The 22,658-nt window shown below is 64.3% G+C and carries 19 protein-coding genes; 6 read left to right on the top strand and 13 right to left on the bottom strand.

Translation table 11 applies throughout. From position 1 onward, the window contains the following. Nucleotides 1-74: 74 nt before the first annotated feature. The 5 genes from MFF01_RS02330 to MFF01_RS22105 form a co-directional block, all read right to left on the bottom strand. Complete coding sequence (locus tag MFF01_RS02330) at nucleotides 75-572, bottom strand: BA14K family protein (protein WP_238221515.1); 498 nt, start codon at nucleotides 570-572, stop codon at nucleotides 75-77. A 281-nt stretch (nucleotides 573-853) separates the two neighbouring features. After that, nucleotides 854-1,519, bottom strand: a complete 666-nt coding sequence (locus MFF01_RS02325; protein WP_238221513.1) for a response regulator transcription factor — start codon at nucleotides 1,517-1,519, stop codon at nucleotides 854-856. Nucleotides 1,520-1,539: 20 nt separating this feature from the next. After that, entirely contained in the window at nucleotides 1,540-3,681 is a 2,142-nt protein-coding gene (locus MFF01_RS02320) for an ATP-binding protein (protein ID WP_238221510.1), read from the bottom strand. Nucleotides 3,682-3,704: 23 nt separating this feature from the next. After that, the gene (locus tag MFF01_RS02315) at nucleotides 3,705-3,977 is read right to left on the bottom strand and encodes a hypothetical protein (RefSeq protein ID WP_238221502.1); all 273 of its coding nucleotides are present in this window, start codon (nucleotides 3,975-3,977) and stop codon (nucleotides 3,705-3,707) included. A gap of 107 nt (nucleotides 3,978-4,084) precedes the next feature. Continuing rightward, complete coding sequence (locus MFF01_RS22105; protein ID WP_306421577.1) at nucleotides 4,085-4,315, bottom strand: ribosome modulation factor; 231 nt, start codon at nucleotides 4,313-4,315, stop codon at nucleotides 4,085-4,087. 344 nt (nucleotides 4,316-4,659) lie between these two features. Between MFF01_RS22105 and MFF01_RS02310 the strand changes: the two genes are divergently transcribed. The 3 genes from MFF01_RS02310 (at nucleotide 4,660) to MFF01_RS02300 (ending at nucleotide 7,619) form a co-directional block, all read left to right on the top strand. Then, nucleotides 4,660-5,181, top strand: a complete 522-nt coding sequence (locus tag MFF01_RS02310; protein ID WP_238221501.1) for a DUF421 domain-containing protein — start codon at nucleotides 4,660-4,662, stop codon at nucleotides 5,179-5,181. Between the two features lie 126 nt (nucleotides 5,182-5,307). Continuing rightward, complete coding sequence (locus tag MFF01_RS02305; RefSeq protein ID WP_238221499.1) at nucleotides 5,308-5,529, top strand: hypothetical protein; 222 nt, start codon at nucleotides 5,308-5,310, stop codon at nucleotides 5,527-5,529. Nucleotides 5,530-5,810: 281 nt separating this feature from the next. Further along, nucleotides 5,811-7,619: an ATP-binding protein gene (locus MFF01_RS02300; protein WP_238221496.1), complete on the top strand. Its 1,809-nt coding sequence runs from the start codon at nucleotides 5,811-5,813 to the stop codon at nucleotides 7,617-7,619. A gap of 406 nt (nucleotides 7,620-8,025) precedes the next feature. Here the strand turns inward: MFF01_RS02300 and MFF01_RS02295 are convergent, their stop codons facing one another. From MFF01_RS02295 to MFF01_RS02285, 3 genes are all read right to left on the bottom strand, one after another. Next, nucleotides 8,026-8,799 carry a pirin family protein gene (locus MFF01_RS02295; RefSeq protein ID WP_238221495.1) on the bottom strand — a complete coding sequence of 258 codons (774 nt, stop codon included), beginning with the start codon at nucleotides 8,797-8,799 and terminating at the stop codon, nucleotides 8,026-8,028. 195 nt (nucleotides 8,800-8,994) lie between these two features. Continuing rightward, the gene (locus tag MFF01_RS02290; protein ID WP_238221492.1) at nucleotides 8,995-9,366 is read right to left on the bottom strand and encodes a hypothetical protein; all 372 of its coding nucleotides are present in this window, start codon (nucleotides 9,364-9,366) and stop codon (nucleotides 8,995-8,997) included. Between the two features lie 1,010 nt (nucleotides 9,367-10,376). After that, complete coding sequence (locus MFF01_RS02285; RefSeq protein WP_238221643.1) at nucleotides 10,377-10,859, bottom strand: TetR-like C-terminal domain-containing protein; 483 nt, start codon at nucleotides 10,857-10,859, stop codon at nucleotides 10,377-10,379. A 548-nt stretch (nucleotides 10,860-11,407) separates the two neighbouring features. On the opposite strand from MFF01_RS02285, the gene MFF01_RS02280 reads away from it, so the two are divergent. Further along, nucleotides 11,408-14,821, top strand: a complete 3,414-nt coding sequence (locus tag MFF01_RS02280; protein WP_238221490.1) for an acyl-[ACP]--phospholipid O-acyltransferase — start codon at nucleotides 11,408-11,410, stop codon at nucleotides 14,819-14,821. A 19-nt stretch (nucleotides 14,822-14,840) separates the two neighbouring features. Here MFF01_RS02280 and MFF01_RS02275 read toward each other — a convergent pair whose 3' ends face one another. From MFF01_RS02275 to MFF01_RS02265, 3 genes are all read right to left on the bottom strand, one after another. Next, complete coding sequence (locus MFF01_RS02275) at nucleotides 14,841-15,959, bottom strand: aminotransferase class I/II-fold pyridoxal phosphate-dependent enzyme (RefSeq protein WP_238221489.1); 1,119 nt, start codon at nucleotides 15,957-15,959, stop codon at nucleotides 14,841-14,843. A 423-nt stretch (nucleotides 15,960-16,382) separates the two neighbouring features. Further along, nucleotides 16,383-17,462: a hypothetical protein gene (locus MFF01_RS02270; RefSeq protein WP_238221486.1), complete on the bottom strand. Its 1,080-nt coding sequence runs from the start codon at nucleotides 17,460-17,462 to the stop codon at nucleotides 16,383-16,385. After that, nucleotides 17,443-19,032, bottom strand: coding sequence for an AAA family ATPase (locus MFF01_RS02265; protein ID WP_238221484.1), 1,590 nt, complete (start codon nucleotides 19,030-19,032; stop codon nucleotides 17,443-17,445). Before MFF01_RS02265 ends, MFF01_RS02270 begins: the two co-directional genes overlap by 20 nt. Before the next feature lie 454 nt (nucleotides 19,033-19,486). Here MFF01_RS02265 and MFF01_RS02260 point away from each other — a divergent pair, with 454 nt between their 5' ends. Together MFF01_RS02260 and MFF01_RS02255 are read left to right on the top strand one after the other, a co-directional pair. After that, the gene (locus tag MFF01_RS02260) at nucleotides 19,487-20,743 is read left to right on the top strand and encodes an adenosylmethionine--8-amino-7-oxononanoate transaminase (protein WP_238221482.1); all 1,257 of its coding nucleotides are present in this window, start codon (nucleotides 19,487-19,489) and stop codon (nucleotides 20,741-20,743) included. 109 nt (nucleotides 20,744-20,852) lie between these two features. Beyond that, nucleotides 20,853-21,242, top strand: coding sequence for a response regulator (locus tag MFF01_RS02255; protein ID WP_238221480.1), 390 nt, complete (start codon nucleotides 20,853-20,855; stop codon nucleotides 21,240-21,242). On the opposite strand, the gene MFF01_RS02250 is transcribed toward MFF01_RS02255, so the two are convergent. After that, nucleotides 21,228-22,127: an NAD-dependent epimerase/dehydratase family protein gene (locus MFF01_RS02250; protein WP_238221478.1), complete on the bottom strand. Its 900-nt coding sequence runs from the start codon at nucleotides 22,125-22,127 to the stop codon at nucleotides 21,228-21,230. The genes MFF01_RS02255 and MFF01_RS02250 overlap by 15 nt on opposite strands. Next, nucleotides 22,124-22,654, bottom strand: coding sequence for a dTDP-4-dehydrorhamnose 3,5-epimerase family protein (locus MFF01_RS02245; RefSeq protein WP_238221477.1), 531 nt, complete (start codon nucleotides 22,652-22,654; stop codon nucleotides 22,124-22,126). Before MFF01_RS02245 ends, MFF01_RS02250 begins: the two co-directional genes overlap by 4 nt. Nucleotides 22,655-22,658 lie beyond the last annotated feature (4 nt).

The following is a 22,658-nucleotide window of genomic DNA, read 5'->3' as shown; positions in this document are numbered from 1 at the left end:
CGGGTCACCGCGCGGGGAACTTCCGGGACCGACGCGTATTCCCGAGGTTGAACCGCGAGACGGCGTGAAGTCCGTCAGGGGCAGGCGTGGCGCTGGCCATCGTAGCCGAGGTAGGTGCCGGAAGAGGCGTCGTAGGACTTGAAGCGCCGTGAGCAGGAGGCGACCTCGGCGCGCGACGGGCCGTTCCCGTTGCCCCCCTGTGCCGCCTGGGCCGCAAGCGCTCCGCCGATGATCGCACCGGCGGCCAGGCCGCCGAGGGCCGCGCCTCCACGCCCGTAGCCGCGTCGACGGTAGCCGTATCCACGGCCATAGCCGCGATGCCGGCCATATCCGCGTCCGGCATGGCCAAAGCGCCGCACGCCGAAACCGCGATGTCGGCCCACACCGTGTCCACGCATACCCCCGCCGTAGCGACCATCACGAACGTAGGTGAAACCCGCGCCGCTCGATTGGAGGTCTGCGAATAGGGACTGGGCAGTGCCGTCGCGGGCCGACGCCGAGCCCGAACCACCGAGGATCGCTGCGGATCCGATGACGGCGATGGCGAATGTCCTAAGCTTCGATATAGACATCAAGGCGTATCCTCAGCTTGTTGCCGTAGTTCGGCCTACTCCGAGCAGATCATTTATTGGCTTGAGCGGGGAAACTTGTTGTTTCGCCGGTCGAGAAGCCTGATCGGATGCTGATAGATTTAGGCGGGACGCAGGGGATTTCCTGTCGGAGTTCGCGGCAGCCACGTCAGGGTTCGCCCGTCACGGAGCCATCGCATGCCAGGTCGTGTGGGTCGCGGATGGATGCCCTCGATGGTGAGCATGATGATCGGAACGCAGCGGTTCGACGTCTTCCGGTGCCGTCACCGTAGCGTGAGTGCATCGAGCCAACCGTGCGAGGCGCCATATCGGATGATCTCGGACCGCGTGCGCAGCCCGAGCTTCTCGGCCGCCCGCGCCTTGTACGTCTCGACGGACTTCACGCTCACGTCGATGTTCCGGGCGATCTCCTTGTTGCTGAAGCCTTGCGCGATCAGCCTGAGCACCTCCGTCTCCCGCGGGCTCAGCGCCTCGCCGGCCTCGCCCGTATCGCCCCCCCGGGACCCACCGGATGGGTCCGCCAGGGCATGGCTAGCGATGGCGGGATCGAGATACACGCCGCCGGCGGCGATGGCCCGCACCGCACGCGGGAGATCCTCCGCCGCCGAGCGCTTGAGGAGGTAGCCCCGTGCGCCCGCCCGGAGCAGAGGCTGGACGTAGGCCACGTCCTCGTGGACCGTGAGGACGAGGAGGTTGGTGCCCGGGCATTCGCGCGTGACCCGCTCGGTCAGGTCGAGGCCGTTGATGCCGGGCATCGAGACGTCGATGACGGCGACGTCCGGCCGGAGGCCACAGATGATAGACAGGGCCTCGGCGCCGTTGCCGGCCTCGCCGACGAGCTCGATCCCGAGGTCGGTGCCCAGCAACGTCTTAACGCCTGCGCGGACGATTGGGTGGTCGTCCGCGAGGACGACCCGGATACGGTCCATCGGTTGGCCCTTGCTCGGCGTCAGGCGGATCGGGGCGGGGACGGGATGCGCACGAACAGCGTCGTCCCGCTGGCCGGCGCCGTCTCCAGTGTGAGCGTTCCACGCAGGAGGGACAAGCGTTCCCGGATGCCCGATAGGCCGAGGTGGGGCCTGGCCGCCGCACCATCCTCTACCGGTCCGGGCCCTTTCTCCGCGTCGAAACCGATGCCGTCGTCCTCGACGATCATGCGCACCTCGTCCGGACGCCGCTCCACCGAGACGCTGACGGTGCGAGCCTGCGCGTGCTTGAGTATATTGGTGAGGGCTTCCTGCACGATCCGGTAGAGGGCCGTCTCGATATCCGCCGGCAGCCGGGAGGCCTCGCCCGGGAACTGGAGGTCGGACGGGATGCCATGGCGGAGGGACCATTCGCGCAGCAAGGTGGCGAGCGCCTCGCGCAGGCCCAGGTCGTCGAGCGCAGTCGGACGGAGCTGGACGGCGGCGCGATGGATGTCGCGCCCGATCTCGCCGGCAAGCGAGCGCAGCCACTGCACCTGATCGGTCGCCTCGCCTGATACGCCCTGTGCCTCCAGGAGACCTTGCAGGCCCTTCAGGCCGAACGAAAGGCCAGTGACCGTCTGGCCGACCTGATCGTGCAGCTCCCGGGCGATCCGTCGCTGCTCGTCCTCCTGTGCCTCGCCGAGACGGCGGAGCAGTTCGAGCCGTTCGGCCTCGATGCGCTTGCGCGGCTCGATATCCGCCACCACGCCGTAAATCAGGGCGGCAGGTGCGCCCTTGAACGTCTCCGGCACGCGGCCGATCATCCTGACCCAGCGCGGCTGCCCCCCCCGACCCCGGACCCGGAACTCCTCGTCGAGGGGCATGCCGTCGGCGATACAATGTCGAACCGCATCGACGAGTCTGTGGCGATCCTCCTCGTGGACCGCATCAAGCATCTTCCTGGCGTCGGCCTGGGTCTCTCGATCCAGCGACGCCTCGGCATCCCATCCCAGGAGCTCGGCGGCCCGCACGGAGCCGATGGCGCGTTCCTGGGCCGTATCCCAGCGCAATGTCCCGAGCTCCGCGGCCTCGACCGCCAACGCCCCCTGCTCCTCGCTCGACCGCAGGGCGAGCGAGAAGCGCGCCTGCTCGCCGCTTCGTCGCTGCGCCATGTCTCGGCTCACCAGGCCCACGAGCCCCAAGGCCAAGCCGAAGCTCAGCGCGCTGCCGCCGGCCAGCACGTAATACGAACGTGCCACGGGCGCGTTCAGTGCCGCGACCGGCATTCCGAAATGCACCGACCATCCACCCGTACCCTCCAGGGTGCGGTAGACGACGTCGATGTCCGGCCCCTCCAACGAAGGTCCGCTGTAGAAGCCGCTTGGAGCGCGCATGATCGCGGCCCGCAGTGCCGGGTTCGCCGGATGTCCGAGTTCCTGGGCCTCGGCACGGGTGCGGGCGATGGTGTTCCCGTCCCCGTCGACGATGGTTCCGACCCAGCCCTCCGGTGCCCCGGCATCGCGCAGGATCGAGCTGACGGCGTTGGTGGCCAGTCCGACCGAAAGGACGAAGCGGAGCGCCCCGCTCCGGATGACCGGCACCCGGAGGGCGACGCGGCGCTGGCCCGAGATCGGTCCGACCGGCCCGATGCCGCCGACCACCGGGCGCTCCGAGCGGATGACGGCATCGAAGCTCTCGCGGTCGGCGGTCGGGCCGAGCTCCGCATCGAGCGAGCGCAGGAGGTTGACGATCTGGACCCCGGAAGGGTTCGAGAGCTCGACGGTTTCCCAAAGTGGGTGCGCCGCCTTGAGCCGCGTGGCCTCGGCGTAGAAGGCCGCGAGGTCCGGCCGGTCGAGGCTGGCGGATGCCGCCTGCGCACCGAGTACCTCCATCTGCGAGGCGATGTCCGATGAGACGCGTTCGGCCACCCGGGTGGCACTGGCTACGGCGGCGCTCCGCGTCTGGTCGCGTTGCTGCTGCGCCATGAGGGTGGCCATCCAGCCGCTCAGCAGCAGCAAGGGAATGGCGGCCGCGAAGGCGAGGGCGACGAAGGTCCGGACGCTGCCGCGGCTCCATTGGCCCGCCGGCACGGTTACTTCCTCGCCAACATCCAAGGAACCACGCTCCTCCACGGCCCCACTTGCGTCGGTCGAGCCGTGGAGGCCTTCGATCAGCCTGGTCATGGCATTCCGGCGTGACGGGTTCCTCACGGGAACTCGAAGGGCTCACACGATGAAGCCGGGCTGGTCGCCGCGGTTCCGTTCGCATCGTGAAGAAGGCGGAGACCCGATTCGATGACCTGAAGGGTCTGGCGGTCGCGATGCGTCTCGCGCACGGTTTCCTCCATTCGCTGCAAGCGCTCGATGAGGTCCGGCGGGGAGGCGCCATCGATGAGTTTCGCCTCCACGAGGACCGTCACTACCCGTTCCAGGCGGGCGAGGGTTCGGCCTTTCGGCGAATGCCGGGCTTTTCGCGACATCTTTTGAGCCTCCCTGTTTCATTCGTGTCCCGTCCCTGGGGCGGGCGATGAGGTCGGGTGGCACTGGTTTCCCCATGCCGAACGACCCGGCCGTGCTCGCACGGGTTTCAGGCGGACGTCTTCGGCACGGGCGCGCCTGACCCACCTACTCCGTTGTTCGGGGACGTGGTGCCCGCGAGCCTTCGTGCCGGATGTGGCACCCTCGCTCCGAAGGCCCAGGAGGAGGCCTCGTAGCCCTCCATCCAGGCCCGACGCTCGCGGGAGTCCTCGGGGAAGGGGCAGGCATCTCTCCGGTGGCCCTCCGCACGGGCGCGGGAACCTTGCCTGATGATGTCCATAAGCATGTGCGCCAACCTTCCAGTCAGCTTGGATGTCCTGCGTGGCCGCCCTGAGAAGCGCTGAACTCGGGTCGGGCGGCAAGCTGTTTCCCCGGGTGCGCGGGTCATCCCGACACATGTCGGGTTTATCCCGGCATCGTGCCTGCAAAACGGAATACGGTGCGGGAAACCGGCACGCTGTCAGGGAAGCCCGCAATCCTCCAGGGGCAATCCTTACGCACCCGGGCGTGGTCGCGAACGTTGTCCTCGTACAGCCCGATCGAGCCTCGATCCGGAACGCCCTGATCGGCGGGCGGCGGCATGCTTCGCAGGGCCCGCCGGCCGAGGGGCCCAGGAGGATACTCATGTTGTTCGATAGCTGGACGGGACTGGGGCGCGTGCTCCTCGTCGGTCCGTTGGCCTATGTCGCGCTCGTCGCGATCCTGCGGATATCCGGAAAGCGCACGCTGACGAAGCTCAATGCCTTCGACCTGGTGGTGACGGTCGCCCTTGGCTCGACCCTCGCGACGGTGCTGCTCAGCAAGTCGGTCGCGCTGGCCGAGGGCGTCCTGGCCATGGCGATCCTGGTCTTCTTCCAGTTCGCCATCACCTGGCTCGCGGTTCGAGTGAGCTGGGTCGACGGGCTGATCAAGAGTGAGCCGACCTTGCTCGTGCATAACGGCTTGTTCCTGGAGCATGCGTTGCGGACGCAGAGGGTGACGAAGGATGAGGTGCTCTCCGCGCTTCGGTCCTCCGGTGCGGGCGATCTTGCCGTCGTCGATGCCGTCGTCCTGGAGACGGATGGCTCCATGAGCGTGCTCAAGGGTCAATCAGGAACTCCCGAGACGACCACGCTGGCGAACGTACAGGGAGAGCTCTCGGCCTGATGCAGCGGAAGCGGGCGCCCCGTCCTCCCGTAAGTTGATAAGTGTACCATCTGGACACTCCTGCCAATTCCGAGACATGGACGGGCAGTTTGTGGCAGAGTCATTCGACCTCATGGAGAAAATCTAATGAATTTCATTGAAATCACAGTTTCGAGCAACAAAGTGCTTGTAAATATCTCTTCGATCAAAACGATTGTATCTGTCGGAGAGCAGAGCAATGTTTATTGCATCGGCGATGATAAAGATCTTTTTATGCAGGCTCAGGAGAGCCGTTCTGAGATCGAGGGTCTGATCCGCCAAGCTGGCGGCCAAGTTTGCCGCGATGGCGAGCCATCCAGTGGTTCATAATGTAAGCTTGGCCTATTAGGATCACCTCACCAATGGCGGTATACGCCGCAGAAGAATTCGGCGCGCTACAGTGTGCGCGTCCAAATAAATCGGCTGATCCAGCCTCGACGAAGGTATTCGTCGTAAGGGGCATGCCCCCATCTCTGGTGTCGAGAAGGGAGATGGTTCACGGGCACCGTCCCCCTTGCTTGACCGCAACCTCGTGAACAGACCTCATGGGCAGGACAGAAATCGCAATCATGCGTTGGCTGTAGACCGTGCTTCGGAATAGCGAGTCCAGCTTGTCCAATCCGGCGTCGGGCCGCTCGCGCCTGCACGACACTCTCCAGCCCGGCACTGCGCTGCTCGCGGCAGCCATTCTCCTTCCCGCGGTACTCTTCGCACTCGCATCCTGGCAGAGCTACGCAGACGCCCTGCATGATGCGGAAGTACGGGTCGAACGAACCGTCGGCATCCTGCACGAACATGCCGTCAAGGTTTTCGAGACGAACCGGCTCGTAATTGATCAGGTCGGAGAACGCCTGCGCGTTATCGATTGGATGAGCGAGGAGGATCGCGCCGCGCTCCATCAACTTCAGGTGCTCCTGCAGAACCAGCTCGACCAAGTCGCCACCATCACTATCGTCGATAGTCAGGGTCGCATGCGCTCAAGCGGGCGGACATACCCGGCCGATCCGAACGTTAGCTTCGCCGACCGCGACTGGTCTAAGGCCCTGGCGGAGGCCAACCAACCGCTTCTATACATTTCGCGCGCTCACACCGGGCCGCAATCCGGCAAGCAGGTGTTCAACGTGGCGGGCGGCATTCGGGATCGGCAGGGCGCGTTCCAAGGCGTAACGGCGGTCTCGGTCGACCGGAGCTACTTCGAGGATTTCTACCGAAGCGTCGACCCCGAGTACGACCACAACGTCATCCTGGTCCGCGAGGACGGCCAAATCCTGGCGCGCGAGCCATCGACCTTGGTGGCTGCGCTGACAACGTCCGGAGCCATGATGCAGCGTATCCGGTCCTCGCCAAGCGGGTGGTTCCGGCTCCTCTCACAGATCGATGGCGTCGAGCGAATTTTCAGCTATCGGAAGGTCGGCGGGTATCCGGTGTTCGTCGGGTTCGGCATCGGCGTGCCTTCCGCCCTGGCGCCGTGGCGGCGCAACCTCCTCGATTTCGGCATCGTGGCAATCCTGGCCTCCCTGGCTCTCCTGGCGGTCTCCAACCTGGCGATACGGCAGACGCGGCGCGAGCAACTGGCTCGCAAGCAGTGGCAGAACACTGCCGATGCCCTCCAGGAGGAGGCCCGCGAGCGTGAACGCATAGGCGAACAGCTACGCCAAGCGCAGAAAATGGAATCCGTCGGCCGTCTGACCGGCGGCATCGCCCATGACTTCAACAATCTCTTGTTTATCGTTGTGGGCAACCTCGACCTGCTGCGCCAGCGGTTGGCTGATGGCGACGAACGTCTCGTGCGCCTCCTGTCGAACGCCATCGACGGCGCAAACAACGCCGCCGCGCTCACGCATCGCCTGCTCGCCTTCTCGCGCCAGCAACCACTCGATCCGGCGCCGGTGGATGCCAACAAGCTCATGTCGGACATGTGCGACCTCGTACGCCGGACGATGAGCGAAAACATTGCTGTCGAGACTATCCTTGCGGACGGGTTGTGGCCCATCTTTGCCGACGCCAATCAGCTCGAAAGCATCATCCTCAATCTTGCAGTGAACGAGCGCGATGCGATGCCGGACGGTGGGAGGATCACCATGGAGACCGCGAATGCGCATCTTGAAGAGGCCTACGCAGCGCTGCATCCGGACGTGGGCGCCGGGGAATATGTGTTGATCGCTGTGTCGGACACCGGGATGGGCATGACGCCGGACATCAAGGAGAAGGTCTTCGAGCTCTTCTTCACGACCAAGCCCGTCGGCAAGGGCACCGAGCTTGGCCTGTCGCAGGTCCACGGCTTCGTCAAGCAATCGGGCGGGCACGTATCGATCCGCTCGGAGGTGGGGCAAGGCACCACCATAGCCCTGTTTTTACCTCGTCTGGACGAGGCCCGCGACGCGGCTCGGGCCTGCGCCCATTCCGTGGCCCAGGAGTGAAATCAGTACGTCCGTCGGTCGCGTGACCCTCGGGTAAGCGGCGGTCGAACCTATCCCAGGCCCCGAGAGCCTGCCACGCTCAGCGGCAGGCGCCTCGACCGAGGTCGATTGCCAAGGGCGGGTGCGAACCCCGCGTCAAGGGATCGGGTTACGGACGGTCGGTCGAGAAGGGTGACAAGCTTGCCATCAAGGACGGCATGATCGGCATTGCTGGGGAAACCACATGTACCACGAAGCCCTCGAAGGGCGATAAGGCCGAGTAGCCGTTCCTCCGGTCGGGTCGGACCAGTCCCTGACCCGTCCGGACCCTTCCTCGACATTCAGCAAGGCCGCAGTCGGTTCCTTCGACCTCGTTAGGGGGGAAAGGACCCGCGGGGAGGCGCCCGCAGCCCACCCGGGTTCGGGTTCAGCGGAGCGCCTGGGCAGCCATACGACGCACGGTCTCGCCATCCCCGACCGTGCCGCCGCGGCAGACCTCGACCTTAACGTCGATGACGAAGGCCAGGACAACCGCATCAGCGATGGCCTCCAAACGGATTTCCCCGCCCTCGACCGCCAAGCCGCTCTCGGCCTCGCTGAACGTCTGGTCGTCGGCCGTGACGCATCCGGTGAACACGAAGAAGTACGTTGCTCGGCCAGCCTCGGTCGGCAGGGACGTGGCTTGCCCGGCGGAAAGGCGGATATCGTGGCAATCAACGGCGTTGCGCACGTGGAAGGAGGCCTCACCCCCGCTCGGGCCGAAGACGTGTCGCCATTCGTTCGGACGGGCCTCTTGAAGCCGGCCATACTGGATGCCGGGATCGAGACCTTCTGCGTACGGCCTAACGAAGATCTGCAACATGCGAAGCCCCGGGTCGTCGTCACGCGTGCGCTCCTCGTGCTGGAAGCCCCGCCCCGCATTCATGACCATGAGATGGTCGGCGTCGACCGTGAGGTGGCCGCCCTTGGGATCATCGTGGCGCATCACGCCCGCCGGGACCCAGGAGACGATCTCGTCCACGACGTGCTCGTGAAGCTTGATGTGAGTCCCTGGGGCGAGGAAGGACTCCATGATCGTCGCAAGGGGGCCCAGGCCGTGGTCCTGGTTTCCGGGCGCGAGGTGACCAGGGAAATACGCCCGGGCCGAGAACCGGCCGCTGTCGATAGCATCAGCATTCGTTCGCATCGCCTTGCGGATCATGTGGGATCGACTTCCTGGCTCGCCGGACCGCCGTTTGGACGTGCCCGACAACGCGTCCGGCCGGTGCAGGTGCCATCACGCCCGCGGAAGAGGAGGAACACCCAAAGCCTGGGCTGATGCCTTTCGGGCCGTTCGTCGACCAGGGCCTTCGAGCTCGTCATAAGGCGATGGGGTTCGGCCTCCCCATCGGCGCGCTTATGCGGGTCTGCCGAGCATCGGGGCTGCCATCGTCTGGTTCCCGTTCGAGATGTCCTCCCGGGCGACGTAGAACTTCATCCCGTTCCGGCACGTCACCACGACGATCCACTTGTCGGGGGCGGCGCTGCGTTGCTCAGACAGCTCAGATGTCGAGATGCCGTTGCACGCCTTGAACCGGGCGACCTTGTGCGCAGCCTCCTTACGGAGACGATTGATCCCCGGAAGCGCCTCTGCGCCCCATTTCGCCGTGTTCCTTGGGTTCGATCTCGCCGTGTAGGGAACGTAGGTGCTCGGATCGACCTTTGCGTCGCCGGCCCATGCGCACGAGGCCCACAGGAACGCGGCTACCATGCTTATCGAACGCATCATTCAGGATTTCCTGGCCGTTAGGACGGGAAACCGGCACCGGGCCGGCCCCTGACAATTGCTTGAGATAGGCAAGCGGCTTTTCCCGAGGATACCGTCCGAAATGAGAAGCCGTTCCCGTACCCAGTGAGAACGGTCCCCTCTTAGACCAATGCCGTCCGGCCGGAGGAAAGCGAGTAGCACGAGGCGGGGATGATGCTCGCGGCGGTCAGTCCGGCACACTCTCGAAACGCCATTGGGCAAAACCTTGCCGCATCCTGATGTGTATCCGTCGATGATGCCATGCCGCCGCGGTCGCCATGATGGTGTCAGGTCGCGGCAATCCGATGCCGCCCAGGATCGCGACCCAGGCTCAGCCTTCAATGACTTGGGCCGGGGGTGGGGGATTTCAAATGTGAAGAGGCCGCCTCGCTTCCAAGGCGGCCTCAGTAAACGCGCCAAACCAATGACGCTCTAGGTTGACAGCGCACTGAACTTTGGAGAGCCAGATCGGAAATTTTGGTCGCCTATGGATCAACGGACATATCAGATCAACCGTGGCCCATAAGCGGAATGATGTTGGCGATGTTTATAGCTGTGTTTGCGGTAAATTTTGGAGCGCCTCTCTTTGCCTAGCCAATGCCGGCAGCTTCGTAGCATTCGCGGCCTTGCCGATGAGAACAGCTGAGCCTGTCGTCTGGCACCCGTCGCCCGGACCTATGTCTGCTCGCGGACCACACGTCACCGAAAGCAGCCAGACTGCTCTCCACCCGACCCGGTCATCGATCTCCACCTCAACAGCCTGGAAACAGACCCTTCCAGGGTCACCGAGGGCTCGCAAGCAGCCCCTCCGTTTAGAGACGACGGCCCGAGGCTCGATATCCCCCGAACGGCGCCGGGGTCGCGGCGATCGGCACGCGGAGTTCGGCATCGCCCCGGCGGGGCGGTCCGAACGCGTCCGTCCTTCCGCGAAGCGGGAAACGGTGACACGTGGCCCCATCCCCCGCCCGGTGTCCCTCGGACGACAGTCGGCCCTATCCGAGGAACCGCCGCACGAGGAGGCGGGCGAGGTCGCCGGGCGGCTCCGGCGTCAGCACGGCGAGCTTGCGCGACGTGGAGAGGGAGGCGAGGCCGTGCAGGCCCGCCCACAGGGTCGCCACCGCCTGCCGGCGTTCGTCGGCATCGGCGATGAGGGGCGTGAGCGCCCCGTCGACGATGGCGATGGTGCGCGCGAGGGCCTCGCCGTACCATTCGGGAAACGCCGCCTCCGGCGCCAGAGCGTGCTCGAACACGAGGCTCCAGACCTGCGGATCCGCCTCCACGAAGGCGAGGTAGGCGGAGGCCAGGGCCTCGGCGTTGGCCCGGGGCGACGCCTCCGGCGACACCGCCGCCGACAGGGCGTCATGCAGGCGCTCCAGGGTCCGGGCGTTGACCCGCATCATCACCGTATCGAGGTCGCCGACGGCGTTGTAGATCGAGTTCGGCGCGTAGCCGATCACCGCCGCGAGGCGCCGCATACCCAGCCCGCGCGCGCCCTCCCGGCGGACCAACCCCTCGGCGGCCCTGGTGACGAGGTCCTGAAACTCCTCACGGCTGTGATCGCCGCGCGGCCCCGTTCCGCGCCGTACCGGCTTGACCAACTTCAATCCTCCGCGCGCTGGATTTCACGTCCGACACGTGGGCCCGGCGCCGAAACCTTGTCAAACCGCGGGGCCGGGGATGAGACCAGGGCAACTGCATCGGGCGTCATACGATGCCCACTCGATCACTTCGGATCGAGCGGGCGCCACGGGCTCCCTCTCCCGGAAGAAGAGGGGCGCAGCGTTTCACCGTGTTACCGAGCGGATCGGCCAACACCGTATTAGGTCGGCGTCAGCCGGCGCCCTCGCCCGCGGTGTGGGCCCGCACGGCGTCAACCGCCCAGCCCCCGGAGACGCTTGTCCCGATCGCTATTTTGAACGACGTTCAATGCGACGGGAACGAGGCGCCCCGAGGCCATGGCCGGCTCCGAATTTGACGCTTCGCCCACCGCCGGGCAGTCATGGTGCCGCCGAGGAGACCTGTGATGTTTCGTGACTTGATGACCGCGCGCCGGTTCGCGCCCCTGTTCTGGTGCCAGTTCTTCTCCGCCTTCAACGACAATTTCCTCAAGAACGCCCTGGTTTTCCTGATCCTCTTCAAGGTCGGCGGCGAGGGGGAAGGCTCCGGGATGCTCGTGACCCTGGCGGGCGCGGTGTTCATCGGGCCGTTCTTCCTCCTGTCGGGGCTCGGCGGCGAGATGGCCGACCGCTACGACAAGGCGCTCGTGGCCAAGCGGCTGAAATTCGCCGAGATCTTCGGGGCCGCCGCCGCCGCCCTCGGCTTCTGGCTGCATTCCGTGCCGGTGCTGTTCGTGGCGCTCGGCCTGTTCGGCACCATCGCGGCCCTGTTCGGCCCCATCAAGTACGGCATCCTGCCCGACCATCTGCGCCGCGAAGAGCTCACCGCCGGCAACGCGCTCGTCGAGGCCGCGACCTTCCTCGCCATCCTGCTCGGCACCATCGTGGCGGGCCTCGCCTCCGCCATGGGGGGCGACGCCCTGGCGTTCAGCGCCCTCATCATGGTGTTCGCGGTCCTGTGCTGGCTCTCGGCCCGGGCCATTCCGGCGACGGGCGAGGCCGCTCCGGGCCTGCGCGTCGACCCCAACGTCCTGCGCTCCACGGGCAGCCTCATCCGCGAGCTGTGGCGCGACACCCGGCTGTGGCGCGGGGCGATCATCGTCAGCTGGTTCTGGCTCGTCGGCGCCGTGGTCCTCGCCCTGCTGCCGGTGCTGGTCCGCACGAGCCTCAACGGCTCGGAGACCGTGGTGACCCTGCTGCTCGCGGTGTTCTCGGTGGGCATCGCGGTCGGCTCGGGCCTCGCCTCGTGGCTTGCGAGCGGCCGCATCGTGCTCCTCCCCACCCCCATCGGCGCGCTGCTCATGGGCGTGTTCGCCCTCGATCTCGCCTGGACCGTGGCGCATCTGCCCCCGGTGTCCGGCGAGATGCTGGGCGCCGGCGCGTTCCTCGCCACGGGCACGGGCCTGCGCATCGCGGCGGCCTTCGCGGGCCTCGCGGTGGCGGGCGGCCTCTACATCGTGCCGTCCTTCGCCGCCGTGCAGGCCTGGACCGACAAGGACCGGCGCGCCCGGGTCATCGGCGCCGTCAACGTCATCACCGCCGCCTTCATGGTGGCGGGGGCGCTGGGCCTCGCCGCCCTGCAGGCGGCCGGCTGGTCCATGACCGCGCTCCTCGCCCTCATCGGCGGCCTCAACCTCGTGGCCGGCGTGGTGATCCTCGCGGTGCTCCCCACGAGCCCGTTCCGCGATTTCCTCTCCATCGTGTTCCGGGCGTTCTACCGCCTGGAGGTGCGCGGCCTCGACAACGTCGACAAGGCCGGCCCCAACGCCATCATCGCGTTGAACCACGTCTCGTTCCTCGACGCGCCGCTGGCCCTCTCGCTCCTCGACCGCGAGCCGGTCTTCGCCATCGACCACGGCATCGCGCAGCGCTGGTGGGTGCGGCCGTTCCTCGCCATGACCAAGGCGATGCCGCTGGACCCGACCCGGCCGCTGGCCACCCGCACCCTCATCAAGGCCGTGCGCGACGGCGAGACCCTCATCATCTTCCCCGAGGGGCGCCTCACCGTCACGGGCAGCCTGATGAAGGTCTATGACGGCGCCGGCCTCATCGCCGACAAGTCCGACGCCATGGTGGTGCCGGTGAAGATCGACGGCCTGGAGAAGACCGCCTTCTCGCGCCTCTCGAAGGCCCAGGTGAAGCGGCGCTGGTGGCCCAAGGTCGTGGTGACGATCCTGCCGCCCGTGAAGCTCGCCATCGATCCGGCGCTTAAGGGCAAGCAGCGCCGCCGCGCGGCCGGCTCCGCCCTCTACGACGTGATGTCCGACCTCGTGTTCGAGACCGCCGCCATCGACCGCAGCGTCATGGCCGCGCTCATCGAGGCGGGGACCGACCATGGCTGGCGCCGCACCGCCCTCGAGGACCCGGTGACGGGACGCCTGAGCTACGCCCGCCTCGTGATGGGCGCCAACATCCTCGGCCGCAAGCTCATGCCGCTCGCCCCCGAGGGCAAGGCCATCGGGTTGATGCTGCCCAACGCCAACGGCGCGGCGGTGACGTTCTTCGCGCTGGCCAGCGCGGGACGGGTGCCCGCGATGATCAACTTCTCCGCCGGCCCCGCCAACGTGCTCTCGGCCTGCCGGGCGGCGCAAGTCGACACCGTCCTCACCTCCCGCGCCTTCATCGAGAAGGGCCGCCTCGGGCCGCTCATCGAGGCGATCCAGGGCAGCGTGACACTCGTCTACCTCGAGGACGTGCGCGCCGGCATCACCACGGGCGACAAGATCCGGGGGTTCCTCAGGCCCCGCAAACCCCTGGTGGCCAGACGCGGCAGCGATCCGGCCGCGATCCTGTTCACGTCGGGCTCCGAGGGCACCCCGAAGGGCGTGGTGCTGGCCCATCGCTCGATGCTCGCCAACACCGCCCAGGTCGCCGCCCGCATCGATTTCGGGCCGAGCGACAAGGTGTTCAACGTCCTGCCGGTGTTCCACGCCTTCGGGCTGACGGCGGGCCTCGTCCTGCCCCTCGTCTCCGGGGTCCCGGTCTACCTCTACCCCTCGCCCCTGCATTACCGGATCGTGCCCGAGCTCGTGTACGGCACCAACGCCACGGTCCTGTTCGGCACCGACACGTTCCTGGCCGGCTACGCCCGGATGGCCCACGCCTACGACCTGCGGAGCCTGCGCTACATCGTGGCCGGCGCCGAGCCGGTGAAGCTCGCCACCCGCAAGACCTACGCGGAAAAGTTCGGCCTGCGCATTCTGGAAGGCTACGGCGTCACCGAATGCGGGCCGGTGGTGGCCCTCAACACGCCGATGTTCAACCGCTTCGGCACCGTCGGCCGGTTCCTGCCCGGCATCGCGTATCGCCTCGAGCCGGTCCCCGGCATCGATGAGGGCGGGCGGCTGCACGTGAAGGGGCCGAACCTGATGCTCGGCTACCTCAAGGCGGAAGACCCTGGAAAACTCCAGCCCCCTGAAAACGGCTGGCACGACACCGGTGATATCGTCGCCCTCGACGCGGAGGGGTTCATCACCATCAAGGGCCGGGCCAAGCGCTTCGCCAAGATCGGCGGCGAGATGGTGTCGCTCGCCGCCGTCGAGGCGCTGGCCGCCGACCTCTGGCCCGACGCCCCGAGTGCGGTGGCCGCCGTGCCGGACGCGCGCAAGGGCGAGCGCCTGATCCTGTTCACGGAGCGGGCCGACGCGACCCGGGCCGCCTACCTCGCCTTCGCCAAGGGCCGGGGCGCCACGGAGCTGGCGATGCCCGCCGAGGTGGTGGTGGGCAAGGTGCCGATGCTCGGCACCGGCAAGGTCGACATGGTCGGCGTCGCCGCGATGGCCCGCGCGCGGGCGGGCGGCGACGCCACGGCGGCGGCGTGAGGGGGGCGGGTCTGGGCGCTCAGGCCCGCTCCGCCAGGATCGCCTCCGCCAGCCCGTCCACCTGGGCCTCGCTGTGGGCGGCCGAGAACGCCACCCGCAGGCGGGCGGTGCCGGCCGGCACGGTCGGCGGGCGGATGGCGACGACGAGGTAGCCCCGCGCCTCCAGGGCCGCCGAGAGGGCGAGCGCCGCCGGAGCCTCCCCGATGAGGATCGGCACGATGGGGCTCTCGGCCTCCGGTAAGCCCAGCCGGGCAGTGAAGCGGCGGGCGAGCCTGAGCGGCCGGGCGGCGCGCTCGGGCTCGGCCTCCACGATCTCCAGGGCCGCGAGCGCCGCGGCGGCGGAGGCCGGCGGCAACCCGGTGGTGTAGACGAAGCTGCGCGCCCGGCTGGTGAGGAGATCAACCACGGGCCGCGCGGCGCAGATATAGCCGCCATAGGAGCCGAGCGTCTTCGACAGGGTGCCCATTTCGAGGGGGGCGCGCGCCCCCGGCTCCACCACCCCGAGGCCGTGGGCGTCGTCGACGAGGGTCCAGGCGTCGAACGCCTCCGCCAGCGCCAGGAGGTCGGGCAGCGGCGCCCGGTCGCCATCCATGCTGAACACCCGCTCGGTGAGGATCAGCACCCGCCCGTGGCGGGCGCGGCGCACCCCGAGCAGCCCGCGCAGGTGGTCGAGGTCGTTGTGGCGGAACCGCAGCATCGTCGCGCCCGAGAGCTGCGCCCCGGCGAACAGGCAGGAATGCCCGAGCGCATCGACGAGGACGAGGTCGCTCGGCCCGACCAGGGCCGTGACCAGCCCAAGATTGGCCAGATACCCGCTGCCGAACACCAGGGCCGCGTCCTTGCCCTTGTGGGCGGCGAGGCGTTCCTCCAAGGCGACGAGCGGCGGATGGTTGCCGGTGACGAGGCGCGACGCCCCCGCCCCGGCCCCGTAACGCGCCAGCGCCGCCTGCCCCGCCGCGATCACCCGGGGGTCGAGGCTCAGCCCGAGATAGTCGTTGCACGAGAACGACACGAGGGCTTTGCCCCCCCGAACCGCCCCGGCCCCCGCCCCCCGCGCCGTCGCGACGAGGTTTCGCCGCAGGGCCTTGGCGTCGAGGTCCGCGAGGGTTTTTTCGGCGAAGGCGTCGAGGCTGGACATGGGGGGATGGGGGTGGTGGGGGGTTGGATTGTCAAGCGTGAGGTTTGCTAGGATCACAGGCCGAGGTTCGCCGCAGGCTACGTTAGAATATCTATGCGTTTGCATTAGATCCTTTAAAGTATCATTTGCAAGCCGTTAGGGCCTCTAGGTAGGGCAGCATTCAGATTACTAATAAGGCGGCGGCCAACGACCGTATTGAATAGTCTTTTGTCTTTACGCCGCTGAACAACAATTCATAGAAGCGGGCATCATCCCGGGTCCAACCCAAAACTTTCTGAGACTTTGCCGTACGCAACAATAGACTACAGAACACAACCGTTCTCGCGAAAATTAAAATCATTAGCGCCAGCCTATATACTCTGACAAAGACATCGAAATATATCGCCCCTGATTGCAAAAATGACCAACTATGAATCGTATTATTCAAGTAATAGTCCTTCTTTGAGCGGCAAACACCCAAGCTAAATGTCCAAAAAATTCCCTGAAATCATTGTGCCATTCTTTTGTATTAAGGGACTGGGCGAGTTTTGCTTGGAGCCTGTTATCGATTGAGATTCGGGGTATTAGTGCATCTCCAAAGCCAGCAATGGCCGGAGCTGTCTCGCCGAAGGCTTCGTTAAGTTTATCATCATGCCAATTTACGGCATCGATTGAAATATCTTTCTTTATGGAGTCATTATAACCTTTCTTCACATCAAACCACCGCCAGTAAATTTCCTGATCCGGAACCTTGTTGAGCTTTTCGCGCTCCGCAATGATTTCAAGAGATTTGATCGCAGCAGCTGAGTCATATCTTGCCATGTCCGAGACCACCGAGAATGGAAGAAGATTTTCGAGCTCGTGACATGGGGCCACAAAAACAAATCCGAACGGCCAACCTGAGCTTGAGCAAGCGTCTCGTACTGCGACGACTTTTTTATCATCCTCTTGATCAGGAAATTTCTTATCCGAGTCCATTAGAACGCAGACGATACTTTTTTTCTCTATCTCGTAATTAAGTACCCTTATAACATCCCCACCACCTCCATGTAGGCGTTGCACCATAACAGCAGGGAATTGACGCAGACCACGGACGTTAGAAATTATAAATTCAGCGAACCATCCGTCATTATCAATATTTTCCAAAATCAACTTTGGAGCTTCCAGCAAGCCACTCCTGAATAAAAATTTAATAGAAGCTTGTATTTTAGCCCCCTGTTGTATCTCAAAGTCATGCTTAAATGAAGCGACTTCGATATAAACACTTGAATTTAAGCGCAAATTTCCTGTCTGAGTGTACTCGCGATGGAACATCCCTAGTTGAGTAGAGACAAACGAGCTATTAGCCCGCTCACCTAACAACCACTGGGTGGTCCTTCTGGATATGCTAACAAGATGGTAGCCGAGTCTTCGAACTCTGATAAGCTCCAGTATCAAAGCATCGATATCATCTGGATCTGAAGCAATAAGCTCATCCGCGGAATGGTCCCAGTGCACAAGCATATCAGCGCGACTCAGGCTCAAAAAATCCGTAGGGCCAGTCGACTATGACACCTTTTTCATCGTACTCGACCGATCTGACTACAGTAATATCTTCATTCTGAAGCGACTGCTCAAACAACAAAATCTGCACTTCGTTTCTACTAATTCTTTTTCTTCCTATAAGCTCTCCCAGACGATTTATAAGAGTTTCACTGTGAGTTTCTACAATGAAACTCACTCTTGATCTCATATGCTCATCGTCTGCAGAGACTAAAGCTTCTCCTACTAATGCATCGGCCAAAAGGGCTTGATGTGCAGGATGTAGATGTAATTCGGGCTGCTCAACAGCAAGAAGCGTGAAATCAGACTGATCATCTTGCCCGCGCGGCCTAGCACGTGCCCACCAGATCTGCCCTAGAACCGGCAAAATCTGCGATACTCCATAACCAACATCAGTCACATTTGGAGAGCTGTCATGCTCAACAAGTTTGATACTAATATGACCGGCCTCTTCGATTACCGTAATTCCATATCCAAAAAGATCTTTAATCCAATTTGAGAGGCTGTTCATCTGTTGATATGACAGTGAATTCAAAAACATAGGAAAATTTTTACCATCAGGATCGATTTCTGAAACGGAAAGATCTTGATATCGGTAATATCGCTCGCTTCTGGCTCGGGCAGGTCCAATATATAGAGTACTCCCAAACATTTTTTTCAGCTTAGACGAAATAGAATCAACGACGTTCGGAACACTCGATCCTAGTATTAAGTCGGATAATTGTTTTTTTGTTACGCTTTCAGGATCAGCCGCCATTTCTCGAATGAACGTCCGAAATTTACTGTTTTGGCTGTTTGAAAGTCTTCTTAAATAATCATTTGTTAGGAACGGCTGAAGAAACAGACTTCTAACAAACTCTTTGAGGGTTTTCTCAGAAATCCTTTTATCCGTGCTGGCGCGAATAATACGTAGCGCTTCTTTTTCAAAGGGTGAATCCTCTGTAGGAGGATAAAATACGACTCCGGACTGACGCTTCACTCCAACTGCTTTGGCATGAGATATAATCGCAGGGAACAAAGTTCCGGTACTGACGGTATACCGAAAAATATCGAGGTTGAGAGTCGAAGCAGTATCATTTACATTAAAGCTCGTAAGAACCCCGTCTTCATCAAAGCTTAGTGCAATATTAGTCTTTTCATTACTAAGTTCTATTTCGATATTTGATATTCTAGTCCTTCGCTCCACAGGAGCAATCGAGATTTTGCATCTTACATTCTCATAAGAGTTTACAATAGGGGGCGAATACCTATAATAAAATATGTTTCCTCCCGTAACAACCTGCACGTCATCGAGAACGAAAGTAAACGACATTTCTCTGTCGACCATTCCCGACGTGACTGAGATGTCGTATGAGCCGAAATCTACTAGATCTCCAAACCATAGTATTGGAGAGCTAGTTTTCGTATTTATTGACTGCCTAAATAGAGGTATTGTTCGCAAAAAAGTGCTTTTGCCGCTGCTGTTTCGCCCAATCAAGAGAGTAATAGGCCTTATTTCAACAGGCTCGACCGTTTCCAATCTTCGGAGATTTGTAAATCCATATTTTAGCATTGGGTTTACGGCTCCGCATGAAACTTCTGCGCTATCTCAAGATGCCGAGTTATATCGAGAAAACCAGTTCTTAACCAGCGCGGTTATGCCACATTTTTGCTTGCTCCATACAGCGTCCCGTTTTTCTCCCTTCCCCAATGCCTGCTATCGATCTGAGGCGAAGTTGCCGGAGGATTAACGAATTGGGGCAGGCCAGCAACCCGAGCTGTCTAGTTAACTCGGGAGCAGCATATTCACTTTTAATTATACGGCCAGATTTCGTTCATAGCCCAAGCCGAACGTTCATACCTCTTCCACTGAACAGCCGCTCCTTACATATTATACAAGTAAGCGTCTAACGTTGTCAGCAAACTGGCGCGACCACGGATTACTACTTCAAGGCTTGGTTTCCCAAACTCGGGACGCGAATCGTCCCCACCTTGACCCCACCGCCCCCTCCTTCCATCCCACCCCCATGACCAACCCCGAAAAAAACCACCTCTGGCGGCCCTACACGCAGATGAAGACCGCCGCCGCGCCCCTCGAGGCGGTGCGGACGGACGGGGCGCGCATCGTGCTGGCGGATGGGCGCGAGCTCGTCGACGGCATCGCCTCGTGGTGGACGGCGGCGCATGGCTACAACCATCCCCACATCCGGGCCGCCGTCGCGGCCCAGCTCGCGGCGATGCCGCACGTGATGTTCGGCGGCCTCACCCACGCGCCGGCGGAGCGGCTGGCCGCCCGCCTCGCCGCCCTGTTGCCGGGCGACCTCGACCACGTGTTCTTTTCGGATTCGGGGTCGGTGGCCGTCGAGGTCGCGTTGAAGATGGCCCTTCAACTCTGGCTCAACCGGGGGGTTTCGGGGCGCACCCGCTTCCTCGCCTTTCGCGGCGGCTACCACGGCGACACCCTCGGGGCGATGTCGGTCTGCGATCCGGAAGAGGGCATGCACCGGCGCTTCGGCGCCGCCCTGCCGACCCAGGTTTTTTGCGACTTGCCCACCAGCGCCGAACGGGTCGCGGCCCTCGAGGCCTGCCTCGCCCACCACGAAAACACCCTGGCGGCGGTGATCGTCGAGCCCCTGGTCCAGGGGGCCGGCGGCATGCGGATGCACCCCCCCGAGGTTCTGGCCGAGGTGGCGCGCCTCGCGCAAAGCTACGGCCTGCCCCTCATCGCCGACGAGATCTTTACCGGGTTCGGCCGCACCGGCACCCTGTTCGCCTGCGAGCAGGCGGGCATCGTCCCCGACATCCTGTGCCTGTCGAAGGCGCTGACCGGCGGCACCATGGCGCTCGCCGCCACGGTGGCGACGGGCGCGGTGTTCGAGACCTTCCTCTCCGACGACCCCGCCGCCGCCCTCATGCACGGCCCGACCTTCATGGCCAATCCGCTGGCCTGCGCGGCGGCGAACGCCAGCCTCGACCTGTTCGAATCCGAGCCCCGCCTCGCGCAGGCCCGGGCCATCGGCGCCCGCCTCGCCGCCGGCCTCGCGCCGTTGCGGGGTCGGCCCGGCATCGCCGACGTCCGGGTGCTCGGCGCCATCGGGGCGGTGCAGTGGAGCACCGTGCCGGATCTGGCGGAGGTCAAGCGCCGCTTCCTCGAACGCGGCGTCTGGGTCCGGCCGTTCGGCGACATCGTCTACCTCACGCCGGCGCTCACCATCGCCGAACCCGACCTCGACCGCCTCGTCGACGCCGTCGTAACGGTGGTGGGGGACGTGACGCGGCCCTGAGGGCTGCAACCCGCGGCGCGTTCCCTCGTTGGGACAGGGTGACAAGCGGCGCGCGGCCCCGTGGGCCGTCCCACGCCGCATCCCATGAGACGGCCGGGGAGAGTGCATCGTGGTGGATGAGACGACGGGCGCAAACGACGATCGGCCGGTGATCCTCCTCGTGGAGGACGAGGCCCTGACCATCATGGACCTCGGAGACGTGCTCGAAGACGGCGGTTACGAGACTGTGCAATGCGCCTCCGCCGAGCGGGCGCTCGGCATCCTGGCGGCGCGGCCCGACATCTGCGGGCTCATCACGGATGTCGAATTGTCGGGCAAAACCAATGGGTTCGACCTCGCCAACGCGGCCTCGGCGGCGCGGCCGCACCTGCCCATCGTCATCGTCTCCGGGCGGGCCGCCCCCGATCCGGACCGGATGCCGCCCGGCGCCCGCTTCATCGCCCGCCCCTGCACGGGCGAGGATATTCTCAGTCAACTCAAGGGCTTACTGCCCTGCTGAGACCTGGCCCCGCCACCACGCCAGGGTGTCGTCGAGCCCCGCATCAAGCGTGAAGCGCGGCCGAAATCCCACCTCCTCCCGCAGACGGGTCGTCGCCGCTTCGATCACCGCCGGCTCGGACGGGCTCAGGGGCCGCGCTCCGTAATGCAGCAGGTCGGGCCGCCCGGTGCGGGCGGCGAGCCCGTCCAAGAGGGTGCGCACCGGAACCGCCATTCCGGAGCCGATGTTGACGGCGCCCGTCACCGGACTGTCGAGGAGGGCGGCCAAAGCGCTTGCAACATCAACGACATGTAGGAAATCGCGGGCCTGATGGCCGGGGGAGGTCGGGAACGCGGCACCCGTGAGGAGCGCGTGCGCCGCATCGCTGACGAGGCGCCCGCGTCGCTCACCGGGGCCATAGAGATAGAACAACCGCCCCCACGCGAAGGACAGGCCGACACTGTCGGCATAGGCGGCAAGAATACGGCGGGTGCCGTCCTTGGCCGCGCCGTATAGGGTCGCCGGCCGGCAAGGTGTCGTCGCCTCGTCGAAGCGGTCCGCCCCCCACGTATACTCGGCGCAGGTTCCCGACACCACGAACCGGCGCCCGCCGACTTCGTAAAAGCTTCGGGCGAGGTCGAGACTCGCCGCGACCCAGGCGAGGTTGCTCGCCGAGGTCCAGTATTTGCCTGGTTCGGCATCCCAGGCGAGATGCAGGAGGTGGCTCGGCGCCACCCTGGCGACGAGGGCCCGGCGCTGAGCTTCGTCGAGGAGGTCGACGGGGTAATTCGTAAACCCCGGCAGGGGGTTACGCGCCACGGCGTGGACCTCGTAGCCCCGCGCCGCAAGGGCCGCCAGGGCGTGGCGCCCGACAAACCCGGAGGCGCCGGTGACGAGAACCCTCACGCCGTCCAATCCGGATAGGCGAGGTCGCGATCGGCGATCACGGTGACGGGCTCGGGCCAGGCCACGTCGAGGGCCGGATCGTTCCAGCGCAGCCCCCGGGCGGAGCCGGGCACGTAGGTGCGGTCGATCATGTAGAGCACCTCGGCCGCGTCGGTGAGCGCCTGGAAACCGTGGGCGAAGCCCGCCGGGATGTAGAGGGCGCAGCGGTTGTCCTGCGTCAGCGTCGCGGCGAAGCTCTTGAGATAACTTGGCGAATCCGGACGCAGATCGACCAGGACATCGTGGATCGCGCCCCCCGTGCAGCGCACGAGCTTGGTCTCCGCGTGGGGCTCGACCGAATAGTGCATCCCCCGCACGGTGCCGCGCCGGGCGTTGAACGACACGCTCGACTGGGCGAACTGCCCCACGAGACCATGGGCGGCGAATTCGTCGGTGCAGGCGGTGCGGGCGAAGAAGCCCCGCTCGTCGGACAGGGGCTCGGGCCACACCCGGTAAGCGCCGGCGAGCGGGGTTTCCTCGAAGCGCATGGGC

The sequence above is a fragment of the Methylobacterium adhaesivum genome (assembly GCF_022179065.1).
In the GTDB taxonomy this organism is placed as follows: Bacteria; Pseudomonadota; Alphaproteobacteria; order Rhizobiales; family Beijerinckiaceae; genus Methylobacterium; species Methylobacterium adhaesivum.
Note: the sequence above shows the minus strand (reverse complement) of the source record. Positions and strands in the feature narration are given on the sequence as shown.

Excerpts from the sequence above, each read along its gene's own strand:
- MFF01_RS02285 (WP_238221643.1), bottom strand. The coding sequence starts at position 10,859 with ATGCGGCGCCTCGCGGCGGTGATCGGCTACGCGCCGAACTCGATCTAC.
- MFF01_RS02310 (WP_238221501.1), top strand. The coding sequence starts at position 4,660 with ATGTTGTTCGATAGCTGGACGGGACTGGGGCGCGTGCTCCTCGTCGGT.
- MFF01_RS02315 (WP_238221502.1), bottom strand. The coding sequence starts at position 3,977 with ATGTCGCGAAAAGCCCGGCATTCGCCGAAAGGCCGAACCCTCGCCCGC.
- MFF01_RS02320 (WP_238221510.1), bottom strand. The coding sequence starts at position 3,681 with ATGACCAGGCTGATCGAAGGCCTCCACGGCTCGACCGACGCAAGTGGG.
- MFF01_RS02280 (WP_238221490.1), top strand. The coding sequence starts at position 11,408 with ATGTTTCGTGACTTGATGACCGCGCGCCGGTTCGCGCCCCTGTTCTGG.
- MFF01_RS02260 (WP_238221482.1), top strand. The coding sequence starts at position 19,487 with ATGACCAACCCCGAAAAAAACCACCTCTGGCGGCCCTACACGCAGATG.
- MFF01_RS02290 (WP_238221492.1), bottom strand. The coding sequence starts at position 9,366 with ATGATGCGTTCGATAAGCATGGTAGCCGCGTTCCTGTGGGCCTCGTGC.
- MFF01_RS02275 (WP_238221489.1), bottom strand. The coding sequence starts at position 15,959 with ATGTCCAGCCTCGACGCCTTCGCCGAAAAAACCCTCGCGGACCTCGAC.
- MFF01_RS02245 (WP_238221477.1), bottom strand. The coding sequence starts at position 22,654 with ATGCGCTTCGAGGAAACCCCGCTCGCCGGCGCTTACCGGGTGTGGCCC.
- MFF01_RS02305 (WP_238221499.1), top strand. The coding sequence starts at position 5,308 with ATGAATTTCATTGAAATCACAGTTTCGAGCAACAAAGTGCTTGTAAAT.
- MFF01_RS02330 (WP_238221515.1), bottom strand. The coding sequence starts at position 572 with ATGTCTATATCGAAGCTTAGGACATTCGCCATCGCCGTCATCGGATCC.
- MFF01_RS02295 (WP_238221495.1), bottom strand. The coding sequence starts at position 8,799 with ATGATCCGCAAGGCGATGCGAACGAATGCTGATGCTATCGACAGCGGC.
- MFF01_RS22105 (WP_306421577.1), bottom strand. The coding sequence starts at position 4,315 with ATGGACATCATCAGGCAAGGTTCCCGCGCCCGTGCGGAGGGCCACCGG.
- MFF01_RS02265 (WP_238221484.1), bottom strand. The coding sequence starts at position 19,032 with ATGCTAAAATATGGATTTACAAATCTCCGAAGATTGGAAACGGTCGAG.
- MFF01_RS02325 (WP_238221513.1), bottom strand. The coding sequence starts at position 1,519 with ATGGACCGTATCCGGGTCGTCCTCGCGGACGACCACCCAATCGTCCGC.